Origin of the sequence: Rhodococcus sp. B50 (assembly GCF_013602415.1) — a bacterium.
Lineage (GTDB): Bacteria > Actinomycetota > Actinomycetes > Mycobacteriales > Mycobacteriaceae > Rhodococcus.
The window spans coordinates 1,215,131-1,227,318 of record NZ_WPAG02000002.1 but is presented as its reverse complement, the minus strand read 5'-3'; the positions used below and the strand labels follow the sequence as shown (position 1 = coordinate 1,227,318).

The window sequence follows — 12,188 nt, the reverse complement described above, 5'->3', positions numbered from 1 at the left end:
CTGGGTTCTCGATTACCGCTCGCTGGCACCTCTTCTATGGGCGATGTTCTCGAGGTCGTGTTGAGGTTGATCCCGCCGCGGCATCGACACCGAGGGCACGCACGATACGTGCGGTGGCGCGTCCGTTCTTCGGGCATGCCCCGGGCGCGCCGCCTGAGGGCGGGTTGCGGTGGCCCATCGAGCTGATCGGTGGCCGGTGGTGCGCCGACCTTCCAACGCTTCGGTGGGTGGGCAGGTGGGTGGACTCTAACGTGAAGACCCCGAGGAGGGGGAGGGCACGCGACGTTTGCGGCGCAGGCATCGACGAAGCCTGGAGTCCGCGCAGTCGGTTCGATGACCGACTGCATCCAACGCTCCACCCGCAGGCCGCCATCGGATCGTCGACGAACAGCAGGTGCTTCACTCGATTCGCGTGAAGTCGACCCAGCTTCCCTCTGGGCCGCCGTGGCGGGATCGGCCGTTGCGGACGGCCGGGGAGCGCCGGGTGCGCCCGCAGCGCACGTGTCTGTGGTGTCGATGAACAATTGTGTCGAACCGGAGCAACGATGAACTGATGTGGTGACCGTCGTCGGCAACGCCGAGCGAGCCGACCCGCAGACCGGGCAGTGCAGCGAAGTACCGGTCCGAATACTCGGGCCTTCGAGGAGGTAATGAAGGTGTACCAAGTGAAGGTCACTCACCGCGTCCTGGCGAACCGGCGACTCGCGTGCGAGATCTACCCCGAGGTGTTCGTCGTGGATGGCGGGGCCGTCCTCTCCACCTACGCGGGCCCAGCCAACGGTTACTGCCCGTGCGAGCCGGTTGAGTCGGAGGTCGGCCACGTATTCGAGATCAGCGAGCAGCAGCTCGAGGACGCCATTCGGTGGGCGACGTCGATCTATCGTCCGCGGTGGAGATGACGCCGGAGAGTATGTAGCCGCAGTGGATATCCACCGACGTGCAGGGGCGATCAGCTCGGCGGCGCGAAGAATTCGAGCGCGATGTTGTCGGGGTCGCGGAAGGACAGCCCGGAGCCGTACGCCGCGTTCTTGATGTCCCCGTGCGGGATTCCGAGACTGTCGAGTCGGTCGCGCCACTTCTCGAGCTCGCTCGTCGTGCAACCGAACGCGATGTGGTCGAGCCCCGTGTTCCTTTCGTCGAAAGACCCCTGCGGTGGGGAACCGGAATGGGTATGCAAACCGAACAGCGTGCCGCCGTCGAGAGCGAAGACCGCGTGGTGGAAGGTGCCCGATTCGTCGTCCTCGTCGAGCACGGGTGAGGCGTCGAAAAGGTTCGAGTACCACGCGGTACTTGCAGCCAGATCCGAGACGGTGACGGCGACGTGCGTGAGTGCAGGAAAAACCATGACTGTTTCCTCCGTCCGAGCCCTTTGATGGTAGATCCCGGGACGTCCGTCTCCGTCCGTCTTGTGAAAACCGTGAACCGAACGCAATGGGCTGTAGTCGCAGCGACCTGCCGGGCCTCTCACGGGCGGGGGACGCGTGAGGCGGGCGTCCGCCTCACGTCGTGCAGTGCGCGTCGCAGTTCGTCCCGGTCGTCGAACAACTGAATCCTCTCCCCGGAGACCAGGCGTGGCTCGCATCCCCGCCCGGCCACGACGACGACATCTCCGGGACCGGTATGGGAAACGGCGATCTCGAAGGCGCGGTGACGGTCGGGTTCGACGACGACACGGGCACTGCGCGCAGCATACGCACCTTCGGCAACCGCTTCTCTGAGGACACGCGGGTCTTCGGAGAGTGGACTGTCGTCGGTGACGACCACGACGTCGGCGTAGGTCGCCGCGGTGTGCCCGAGCGGAAATCGTTTGCCTGGATCGCGTTCTCCGGTCGCGCTGATGACGAGAACGAGTCGTCGCTCGGGTGCGAGCGACCGGAGGAACGGCAGCAGTTCGCGTTGCCCGGAGGTGTTGTGCATGTAGTCCACCAACGCGAGAACGCCTTCGCCGGCGTCGACGCGTTCGAGTCGGCCGGGCACACCCGCAAGGGTTTCCAGCCCCGCTGCGGCCTGCAGGACGTCTCCGTCGGCGGCGGCCACCGAAGTGAGCGCTGTCAGCGCATTGGCCACCTGGTGGGGTCCGAGCAAGGACAGTCGCACCGGAGCACGTCCGGCCGGCGTATGCACGGTGAAGGTGGTGCCGTGGAGGTCGCACCGGATCGCGTCGGCGTACACCTCGGCGCGGGCATCGCGGGTCGAGTGCGTCCACACAGGTACCTCGACCGACGCCACCAGGCGCCGGCCGTACTCGTCGTCGATGTTCACCACGGCGGCCTGTGCGCGATCGGCGGTGAACAGTGCCGCCTTGGCGGCGAAATACTGCTCCATCGTGTGATGGAAGTCGAGGTGGTCCGGCCCGAGATTGGTGAAGGCGACGGTACGGAACCGCACACCGTCGATGCGGCCCTGACTGATGCCGTGAGAGGACACCTCGAGTGTCACCGCCTGCACATCCTGGTCGCGGAACTCGGCGAGGGTGCGGTGCACCACCGCAGCCTCGGGGGTCGTGCGAGTGGCGGGTCGAGTGCTCACCGGACCGCGGACGACGACACCGCCGATCATGCCCGTTACGACACCGGTCGCGGACAGCGCGGTGTCGAGGAGATAGGTTGCGCTCGTCTTGCCGTTGGTACCGGTGATGCCGTGGACCTGCAGGTCGTGGGAGGGATGACCGAGGATCCACGACGCCAGCGGACCGACCACATCGCGGGGCCGATCGACAACGAACGTCGGCAGAAGGTTCGACGACCGGTCGCTGAGCGCGGCGACCGCGCCGCGGGAGGCAGCTTCGGCCGCGAAGTCCAGGCCGTGGACGTGGTGCCCGGGCAGCGCTACGTACAGATCGCCCGGCTGCACCGTCCGGGAATCGTCGCTGATCCCGGTGATCGCGCGGTCGTGTCCGTCCGACGGTCCGGCCCGCAGGACATCGCGGAGATGCTCGGCGACGTCGCGGATCCGGATCTGCCCGGAGAGGCGGCCAGGATCGTCCGGGTCGGGATGCACGGGGGCGGATACCCGATCCGGAGCGAAATGATTCCCCGCCGGTGCGGTGGGGTGCATCGGCGGTTCACTCGCCCGCGACATACGGCGTCACCCCTTGGTTACCCTTGAGGGATGACTGCGATTCCGGATTTCCCCGTCGGCACGAATACCACGATATCCGGTCTCGGTAGTTCCTTCGTCGATGAGTTGAGCGGATTGTCGGTGCCGTGGCAGGGCGCCGAGGCGCCCGAACCCGAACTGCTCGCGCTCAACGAGGAGCTCGCGGTGTCGCTGGGACTGGACGTGCCGGCCTTGCGAAGCGCCGATGGGGTGGCAGTATTGGCAGGCTCCGCGGTGCCGGTCGGTGCCAAGCCTGTCGCGATGGCGTATGCCGGTCACCAGTTCGGCGGATACTCCCCGCTGCTCGGCGACGGTCGCGCGTTGCTTCTCGGCGAACTCGTCGACAGGGACGGCCGACGTGCCGACCTGCATCTCAAGGGCTCTGGGCCCACGCCGTTCTCCCGCGGTGGCGACGGTTTCGCGGTCGTCGGGCCGATGCTGCGTGAGTATCTCGTGAGCGAGGCCATGCACGCGCTCGGCATCCCGACCACCCGTTCGTTGTCGGTCGTGGCGACCGGCCGGCCGGTGTACCGCGAGGGTGTCGAGCCCGGTGCGGTGCTGGCCCGTGTCGCGTCCAGTCACCTGCGGGTAGGGACCTTCGAGTTCGCGGCGCGGCGGGGCGAGATCGTGCGCTCGCTCGCCGACCACGCGATCGCCCGGCACTATCCGCACTTGCTCGACCAGCCGGAGACCGGCGAGAACAACCGCTACCTGGGTTTCTTCACCGCCGTACTCGAGGCTCAGGCGGCGTTGGTCGCGCGGTGGATGCTCGTCGGTTTCGTCCACGGCGTGATGAACACCGACAACACCACCATCTCGGGGGAGACCATCGACTACGGTCCGTGCGCGTTCGTCGACGCCTTCGATCCGGGGGCCGTGTTCAGTTCCATCGACCACGGCGGACGCTACGCGTTCGGCAATCAACCCGCCGTCCTGAAGTGGAATCTGGCGCGGTTCGCCGAAACCCTGCTGACGCTGGTCGATTCGACCCCGGACGCGGCGATTACCGCCGTCACCGAGGTGCTCGACGGCTTCGATTCCCGCTACGAGCACCACTACCGAGGTGGTCTGGCCGCCAAACTCGGACTCTCCGAGGACTCGCTCGACCAGGCCTTGGCCGATGATCTGCTGACCCTGCTGGAAGAGCACGGAGCCGATTGGACGGCGGCCTTCCGTGCACTCGCCGATGAGCTGCGAGGCAACCCGGCCCGCCTCGACGGTCTACTGCCGCCCGATCGCTCGGCGTCATGGCTCGAACGCTGGCACGCCGCAGGGAAGAACGACGGCCGCGCCGCGGGGGAGAGGGCGGATGCGATGGACCGCGTCAATCCGCTGTACATCCCGCGCAATCACCGGGTCGACGCCGCGCTGAAGGCGGCGACCGGCGGCGATCTCGCGCCGTTCGCGATGCTGCTCGAGGTCGTCACGCATCCCTTCGAGGAGCGTGCCGAGTGGACCGAATACGCCTCGCCCGCACCGCATTCGTTCGCCGAGTCCTTCCGGACCTTCTGCGGTACCTGACCGCCCTACTCCGCGCACATCTCGTCGCGACACGCCGAGGCGGCGCGGCGAGATGTGCGCATTCGACATGCCCGACCGGCATCTGCGCGGTCGGGCGTGACTTCTCCACCATTATTACATAGCTAACTATGTAATCCTATTGACACAACTGGGAAGCCAACTTACGCTCAGCCCACTCCAGTGTGAGTTGCGTCACTTAACCGGAACGTCCAACGCCTGTGTCATGAAACGAGGAGTGGCCCCGTGTCTCAGATGTTCGGTTCGACCCGCAGGGAATCCGTCAAACGAATGCGGCTGGGGTTGCTCCTGGCGACCTCCGCGCTGGTGGTGGGAACGGCGTGCGGCAGCACGGACGACAGCGCGGACGCCGGTTCCGCCGAAGCGCCGAGCAGCGCCTTCCCCGACAACCCGGCAACCGGCACGCCCGTGAAGATCGGGGTTATCAATCCCGAAGGTGGACCGGCGATCTCGATGCCGAACAACCGCCGCGCCGCCGAGGCCGCCGCCGAATACGCCAACGCCCACCTCGGCGGTATCGGGGGACACCCGATCGAACTCGAGATCTGTGCCGCCAAGGAAGATCCCGCCTCCAACCAGGACTGCGCGAACCAGATGGTCGAGAAGGGAGTCGCGGCCGTCGTCGTGCCCTCCTCCGGCCACGGCGCCGCCATGGTCCCGATCATCACCGGCGCGGGCATCCCGTACATGACTCCCTCGGGCACCACCCCGGCCGAACTGACCTCCCCGTCGGCCTACGCCCTCAACAGCGGTTTCCCCGGATCCCTTGCCGCGATGGCGAACTACGCGCAGGAACAGGGCTACCAGAAGGTCGCGGCCTTCGTCATCGACACCGGCGCGGTGATCGCCTCCACCCAGGCTCTCGGTGACAGCACCTTCGGTGCCGCCGGTGTCGAACTGAAGATCGCGCCCGTGACACCCGGAACCCCCGATGCGACGCCGCAGGTCAGCGCGGGACTGGCGGACGGTGTCGACGCGGTCGCGGTGATCGGCGACGCGACGATGTGCACCTCCGTGCTCCGGTCGATGATGACGCTCGGCGCCGACGAGGCGAAGATGATCATCCAGCCGTGCCTCGATCCGTCCGTGATCGACGCCGTCGGCGATTCCCTCGACGGAGCAACGGCATTTCTCGGCGCCGACATCGACTCCGACGAACCCGAAGCGGTGCTCTACCGCTCGGTCATGGAACGCTACGCACCCGATGCGGACATCAACGGTTTCACCTTCACCGGCTACCAGGCGATGCTCGGTCTGATCCGGGCGGCCGAGGGTCTCGAGGGCGAACCGACCTCGGCCGCGATCGACAATGCGATCAAGACCGCTGTGGACGTGCCGATGCCGGCCGCCGACGGCATCACCTTCACCTGCGACGGCACAGCGATGCCCGGGATGCCGGCCGTGTGCGCGAATCAGGGCATCATCGCCACCGTCGAAAACGGCAAGGCGACCGATCCCAAGGTCGGGCAGTGACGAGTCGGGTGGATTCACCGGAAGCGAGTGACTGATGTCCGACCACTTGGTCTTCCTCACACTCGGATTGGGCAACGGCGCCGTATACGCGGCGCTCGGGCTCGCGCTGGTCATGACCTTCCGGAGTTCCGGTGTCGTGAACTTCGCGACCGGCGCGATCGCCCTGTACGTGGCGTACACCTACGGGTTCCTGCGCAAGGGCGAGTTGCTCAATCCGATTCCGGGGATGCCGACCACCGTCGACCTCGGCGGTCCGTGGGGATTCGCGCCGGCGCTGGCACTGTCCCTGCTGATCGCCGCGGTCCTCGGTGTGGTGCTCTACGGCCTGGTCTTCCGGCTGGTGCGCAACGCACCGCCGGTCGCCAAAGCAGTGGTGTCCATCGGGGTGATGCTGGTCGTGCAGGCGCTGCTCGCGCTGCGAGTGGGCACCACCCCGGTATCGGTCAAACCGATCCTGCCCAACGGGGTGCTCACCGTCGCGGGGATGCGGATTCCGCAGGACCGGTTGTGGTTCGCGGTCCTCATGATCGCGATGACGGTCGTGCTCGTGTGCCTGTTCCGGTACACCCGGTTCGGGCTCGCGACCCGCGCGGCCGCCGAATCCGAGAAGGGCGCGCTCGTGACGGGTCTGTCGCCCGACCGCATCGCGCTCGGCAACTGGGCGCTGAGCACCGTGGTCGCCGGCATCGGCGGCATCCTCATCGCACCCATCGTTCCGCTCGTCCCGGTGTCGTACTCGCTGTTCGTGATTCCCGCACTCGCCGCGGCGCTCGTCGGGAACTTCACCGCGATGGGTGTCACGGTCGCTGCGGGGTTCGTGATCGGGATGCTGCAGTCCGAGATGACACACCTACAGGCGACCGTCGACTGGTTCCCGCAATCGGGGATGGCGGAACTCGTTCCGCTCGTGCTGATCCTGGGCTTTCTGGTAGTGCGCGGCAAACCGCTGCCCACCCGTGGGGCGATCGTCAAGTCGTCGCTGGGCAGGGCACCGCGACCCCAGCGGATCCTGCTGCCGACCCTCGCCGGCATCGTCGTCGCGGTCCTTGCGCTGACATTGACGTCCGGAAGCTACCGGGCGGCGGTGATCGTCAGCCTCGTGCTCGCGATCATCGGCCTGTCGCAGGTCGTCGTGACGGGTTTCGCGGGGCAGATCTCGCTGGCACAGTTGCCCCTCGCGGGCGTCGGTGCGTTCACCCTGAGCCGTCTGACCACCGACTGGGGTATTCCCTTCCCACTCGCGCCGATCCTCGGGGCGTTGGCCGCGATGGTGATCGGGGTGGTCGTGGGGCTGCCCGCCCTGCGGATCCGCGGATTGCCCGTCACCGTCGTGACCCTTGCGTTGGCGGTCTTCCTCGAGTTCGTGTGGTTCCGCAACACCGATCTCAACGGCGGGATGCAGGGCGCCCAGGTCGAACCGCCCACGCTCTTCGGCCTCGACTTGTCCATCGGATCCGGCGCCGGAGACCCGAGGATGGCGTTCGGATTCCTCTGTCTGGTCGTCCTGGTGATCGTGGCGGTGGCCGTCGCGAAACTGCGCACCGGCCGGCTGGGTGCGGCGATGCTGGCCGTGCGCGCCGACGAACGGGCCGCCGCGGCCTCGGGGATCGACGTGTCGCGGACCAAGCTGCTGGCTTTCGCCATCGGGGCGTTCATCGCGGGGCTGGGCGGATCGCTGATGGCCTATCAGCAAACTGTCGTGACCGCGGAGTCGTACACGACCATCGGCGGCATCGCATTGTTCGCGATGATCTACATCGCCGGCGTCACGCTGGTCAGCGGCGGCATCCTCTCCGGTGTCCTCGGCGCCGGCGGGGTGATGTTCATCCTGCTCGACCGCCTACTCGGATTCGCCGACTATTACGCGATCATCGGCGGAGTCCTGCTCACGCTCACCGTGATCAGCTATCCCGAGGGCATCGCCGGGCACCTCGCCGAACGGGTCGCGCGACTGCAGGCCGTCCTGCGCTGGAAGCCGGGACGGCCGAAGCAGACCGAGGCAGCCGCTCCGATCGACACACAGACCGAGTTGTCGACGATGCTGTCCGGCGGCCCGGAAGGTGCGGTAGCGCTCACCGCGGACGGCCTGACCGTCACCCACGGTGCCGTCACGGCGCTGGCGGACTTCTCGATCGAGGTCCGGGCCGGCGAGATCGTGGGTCTCATCGGACCGACCGGCGCCGGCAAGACCACCTGCATCGACGCACTGAGCGGCTTTGCGGACGCGGCGGGGACGGTGACCCTCGAAGGACGCAGGATCGACGGTCTCGTCCCGCATCGCCGGACCCGACTCGGGCTCGGCCGCACCTTCCAGGACATGTCGCTCTACGAGGACCTGTCGGTGCGGGAGAACGTCGCAGTCGGCAACTTCACCACGGGTCCCCGCGCCGGCAGAGCCGGTGGTCACTGGATCGACACGCTCTTCCGGATCCTCGATCTGGAATCGTGCGCGGACGATCCGGTCGCCGAATTGTCCCAGGGCCGAAAGCAGTTGGTGTCGGTGGCACGAGCATTGGCGGGCCGTCCACGGATGCTCCTGCTCGACGAACCGGCAGCAGGACTGGCGAGTTCCGAGAGCCGTTGGCTCGGTGAAAAACTGCGCGCCGTGCGCGACGCCGGGGTCACCGTCCTCATCGTCGACCACGACATGGATCTGGTGCTCGAACTGTGCGACCGCATCGTGGTGCTCGACCTCGGACGCATCATCGCCGACGGCACACCCGACGAGATCCGTGGCAACCCCGCGGTCGTCGCGGCCTACCTCGGTGCCACTCGGGAGGGCGCAGGCGAGCTCATGACGACAGCGAGCGCAGGCGAGCTCATGACGACAGCGAAAGCGGAGGCGGGTTCGTGACGACGAGGTTCAGTGCCACCGGATTGTTCGCCGGCTACGGCCGCGGACGGCCGTGTGCGCGGGATGTGGACATCGAACTGGGTTCCGGGCAGGTGATGGCGTTGCTCGGCCCGAACGGGGCGGGGAAGACCACGCTGCTGCTGACCCTGGCGGGATTGCTCACCCCGCTCGGTGGGTCGATGGAACTCGACGGCCAACCCGTCGCGGCGGGCAACGCACGCGCGGCGTCGAAGGCCGGCATCGTGCTCGTCCCCGACGATCGATCGTTGTTCAAGTCCCTCACGGTCGTCGAGAACCTGCGCCTCGCCCGCCGCAAGGACGGCCCGACGATCGACGAGGTGATCGAGTACTTCCCGGCGCTCGGTGAACGTAGCTCGATCGCGGCGGGCATGCTCTCGGGTGGCGAACAGCAGATGCTCGCCCTCGGACGGGCGTTCGTGCAGGCACCGAAGGTGCTGCTCGTCGACGAGCTGAGCATGGGTCTCGCGCCCGTGGTCGTCGAGTCGTTGCTTCCCGTCGTCCGCAGTTTCGCCGACGAGAGGAACGCCGCAGTCGTGCTCGTCGAGCAGCACGTGCACATGGCGCTCTCGATCGCCGACCACGCGATGGTGTTGCGGCACGGCGAGGTGACGACGAGCGGTCCGGCCGCCGAGCTCGCGGCGTCTCCGCACCTGCTCGAGCAGGCGTATCTCGGCGAGTCGGCGGGAGCGGATCCGGTCGTCTTCTGACCGCGCCGGCCGCCGACGAGAACAGTGTGGTGTGCGGTATTTTTCGAAGAATCGCACACCACACGGTCCTCGAGTGCGGTCAGACGGAGGCGAGTACCTCGTCGAACAGGTCGGCGTACCGTTCCTGCGCCGCGCGCCGGCGGGTCGGCACGTGCTCGGACGGCACGCGGTCGGCCGGTGCCTCGTAACCGCGCAGGATCAGCTTGGCGACGGTGTCGCGGTGCACCTCGTCGGGGCCGTCGTACAGGCGCGCGGCGCGAGCCGCGCGGTACATGAAGTCCAGCGGCAGGTCGGAGCTGTAGCCGAGAGAGCCGTGTGTCTGTATCGACCGATCGATGATGTCGTGCAGGATTTTCGCACCGTAGTACTTGATCATGGCGATCTCCTTGCGGGCTTCCTTCGTGCCCTTCGTATCGATCACCCATGCGGCCTGCAGCGTCATCAGGCGCAGTGCCTGCATCTCGGCGGCGGAGTCGGCGATCCAATTGCGCACGGTCTGCTTCTCGCCCAGGACACTGCCGTGGGCGAAACGGTAGGTGGCGCGCTCGCACATCATGTCGAAGGCGCGATTTGCCTGCCCGATCCAGCGCATGCAGTGGTGGATCCGGCCGGGGCCGAGACGTTTCTGGGAGATGAGGAAGCCGTCGCCGGGCTTGCCGAGCAGCGCGTCGTCACCGACCCGCACACCGCGCAGGACGACCTCGCAGTGCGAACCGTAGGTGTTGTCGCGGGGCGACGGGTTCTCCATCGACGCGATGTCGCGCACCACCTCGAGTCCGGGAGCGTCGATCGGGACGATGAATTGCGATGCGCGGCGGTGTCGTTCGGCGTCGGGATCGGTGACGGCGACGACGATGACGAAATCGGCGGTCGAGGCGTTGCTGATGAACCACTTGTGTCCGTCGAGCACCCACTCGTTCCCGTCGCGCACGGCGGTGGTCTGCAGGTTCGTCGGATCGGCACCGGCGTTGTCGGGTTCGGTCAGGGCGAAGGCGGAGTATTTCTCACCGGCGAGCAACGGGTCGAGCCAGCGGCGCTTCTGCTCGTCGGTGCCGACGGCGGCAAGAATCTCGGCATTCCCGGAATCCGGTGCCTGGCAACCGAACACGATCGGTCCGAGCGGGGAGGAGCCGAGGATCTCGTGCATCAGACCGAGCTTGACCTGACCGTAGCCCTGGCCGCCTAGTTCGGGGTCGAGGTGAGCGGCCCACAATTGCTGGGACTTGACCTCCTGCTGCAGCGGTGCGATGGCCTTCAGCAGCTGCGGCCAGGTGAGTTCGAGTGTTTCGAGCGGACGGATCTCGTCGCGCACGAAGCTGGTCATCCAGTCCAGTTTCTGCTGGAACTCGGGTTCGGTGGAGAAATCCCATGCCATCTTTCGTACCTCCGGTCGGTGGGTGGAGCGTCAGTCGAGGAACCGCAGGGTGCGGCCGAACAGTCGAAGGGCATAGCGGTGCAGGCGGTCACCGACCTCGGCGTCTGCCTGCCCGGAGCAGGCGCGCGCATAGGTGCCTTCGAGGATGATGCCGAGTTTGAACCCGGCCAATGCGGTGTACCAGTCGATCGCGCTCAGATCGCGCTCGGTGTTCGCGGCGTACCGGTCGAGCAGTTCGGTGCGGGACGGGAGACCACCGGCCGCGGCGAGACGACTCTCGAGCAGGTCTGGTTCGCTGTCGGCGTCGGGCCACATCGCGAGCATCCAGCCGAGGTCGAGGAGGGGATCGCCGATGGTGGCCATCTCCCAGTCGACGATGGCCGTCAGCACGGGATCGACGCGGTCGAACATCACGTTGGCGACGTGGTAGTCGCCGTGCAGGATTCCTGGCGTCCAGTGCCGGGGTTTGTGGTCGTCGAGCCAGGACGCGATCCGGTCGACGTCGGGTAGCAGGACGGTCGGATAGCCGGGGAGCAGGGTGTAGGACTCGAGTTCGCTGCTCCAGCGAGCGACTTGGCGGTCCAGGAATCCGTCAGGACGACCGAAGTCGCCGAGCCCGATCTGCGCGGGGTCGACGCGACCGAGTTCGGTGAGCGCGTCCACCATGGCCAGGCCCATCCGGTGGCGTACGCCGCGGTCGGCGGCGTGGCCGGGGGCGAGCGACTCGGCGGCGTTGTAGCCGTCCACAGCGTGCATCAGGTAGAACACCGCGCCGAGGATGTCGGTGTCCTCGCTGCCGGCGACGAAGGTGGGATGCGGCACGGTGGTGCCGGCGAGCGCGCGGAGCAATGTCATCTCCCTCGACATCATCCGATTCGAATGTGGCCGAAGGTGTTTCGGTCCACGTCGGAGAACGTAGCGGACGCCGGAACGTTCGAAGCCGAGCATGACGTTCTGCGTTCCGCCCCCGATGGGGGAGGCGTCGGTCAGATCACCGGACCCGAGGCCCTGCGCGTCCATCCAGTCCCGCACGGCGGTGAGGTCGACCCCGAGGAGGTCGCTGTGTGTGGTGTCGGTCGGCATGAATAGAACGTATCGACCGGATCCGTCGGTGGCACCG

9 protein-coding genes are annotated in these 12,188 nt (G+C 67.2%); 5 read left to right on the top strand and 4 right to left on the bottom strand.

Annotation, left to right across the window (positions count from 1 at the left end):
• Positions 1-665: 665 nt before the first annotated feature.
• Positions 666-899 (top strand): hypothetical protein, encoded by a 234-nt coding sequence (locus tag GON09_RS06010; protein ID WP_307854326.1) that lies wholly within the window; start codon positions 666-668, stop codon positions 897-899.
• A gap of 50 nt (positions 900-949) precedes the next feature.
• On the opposite strand, the gene GON09_RS06005 is transcribed toward GON09_RS06010, so the two are convergent.
• Positions 950-1,345: a VOC family protein gene (locus tag GON09_RS06005; RefSeq protein ID WP_213931020.1), complete on the bottom strand. Its 396-nt coding sequence runs from the start codon at positions 1,343-1,345 to the stop codon at positions 950-952.
• Between the two features lie 119 nt (positions 1,346-1,464).
• Complete coding sequence (locus tag GON09_RS06000) at positions 1,465-3,081, bottom strand: Mur ligase family protein (RefSeq protein WP_244865404.1); 1,617 nt, start codon at positions 3,079-3,081, stop codon at positions 1,465-1,467.
• Between the two features lie 30 nt (positions 3,082-3,111).
• On the opposite strand from GON09_RS06000, the gene GON09_RS05995 reads away from it, so the two are divergent.
• From GON09_RS05995 to GON09_RS05980, 4 genes are all read left to right on the top strand, one after another.
• Positions 3,112-4,620, top strand: a complete 1,509-nt coding sequence (locus GON09_RS05995) for a protein adenylyltransferase SelO (protein WP_213931019.1) — start codon at positions 3,112-3,114, stop codon at positions 4,618-4,620.
• Between the two features lie 252 nt (positions 4,621-4,872).
• Complete coding sequence (locus GON09_RS05990; RefSeq protein WP_244865904.1) at positions 4,873-6,111, top strand: ABC transporter substrate-binding protein; 1,239 nt, start codon at positions 4,873-4,875, stop codon at positions 6,109-6,111.
• A gap of 34 nt (positions 6,112-6,145) precedes the next feature.
• The gene (locus tag GON09_RS05985) at positions 6,146-8,965 is read left to right on the top strand and encodes a branched-chain amino acid ABC transporter permease/ATP-binding protein (RefSeq protein ID WP_213931018.1); all 2,820 of its coding nucleotides are present in this window, start codon (positions 6,146-6,148) and stop codon (positions 8,963-8,965) included.
• A complete protein-coding gene (locus GON09_RS05980) occupies positions 8,962-9,693 on the top strand; it encodes an ABC transporter ATP-binding protein (RefSeq protein ID WP_213931017.1) in 732 nt (243 codons plus the stop codon). The genes GON09_RS05985 and GON09_RS05980 overlap by 4 nt, the downstream gene beginning before the upstream one ends.
• A gap of 79 nt (positions 9,694-9,772) precedes the next feature.
• Here GON09_RS05980 and GON09_RS05975 read toward each other — a convergent pair whose 3' ends face one another.
• Both GON09_RS05975 and GON09_RS05970 read right to left on the bottom strand, forming a co-directional pair.
• Positions 9,773-11,068 carry an acyl-CoA dehydrogenase family protein gene (locus GON09_RS05975; RefSeq protein ID WP_213931016.1) on the bottom strand — a complete coding sequence of 432 codons (1,296 nt, stop codon included), beginning with the start codon at positions 11,066-11,068 and terminating at the stop codon, positions 9,773-9,775.
• Between the two features lie 30 nt (positions 11,069-11,098).
• Complete coding sequence (locus GON09_RS05970) at positions 11,099-12,151, bottom strand: phosphotransferase family protein (protein ID WP_213931015.1); 1,053 nt, start codon at positions 12,149-12,151, stop codon at positions 11,099-11,101.
• Positions 12,152-12,188 lie beyond the last annotated feature (37 nt).

Bases quoted from the DNA above. Each gene is read 5' to 3' on its own strand.
- GON09_RS06005 (WP_213931020.1), bottom strand. From the start codon at position 1,345: ATGGTTTTTCCTGCACTCACGCACGTCGCCGTCACCGTCTCGGATCTG.
- GON09_RS06000 (WP_244865404.1), bottom strand. From the start codon at position 3,081: ATGTCGCGGGCGAGTGAACCGCCGATGCACCCCACCGCACCGGCGGGG.
- GON09_RS05995 (WP_213931019.1), top strand. From the start codon at position 3,112: ATGACTGCGATTCCGGATTTCCCCGTCGGCACGAATACCACGATATCC.
- GON09_RS05990 (WP_244865904.1), top strand. From the start codon at position 4,873: ATGTTCGGTTCGACCCGCAGGGAATCCGTCAAACGAATGCGGCTGGGG.
- GON09_RS05985 (WP_213931018.1), top strand. From the start codon at position 6,146: ATGTCCGACCACTTGGTCTTCCTCACACTCGGATTGGGCAACGGCGCC.
- GON09_RS05975 (WP_213931016.1), bottom strand. From the start codon at position 11,068: ATGGCATGGGATTTCTCCACCGAACCCGAGTTCCAGCAGAAACTGGAC.
- GON09_RS05970 (WP_213931015.1), bottom strand. From the start codon at position 12,151: ATGCCGACCGACACCACACACAGCGACCTCCTCGGGGTCGACCTCACC.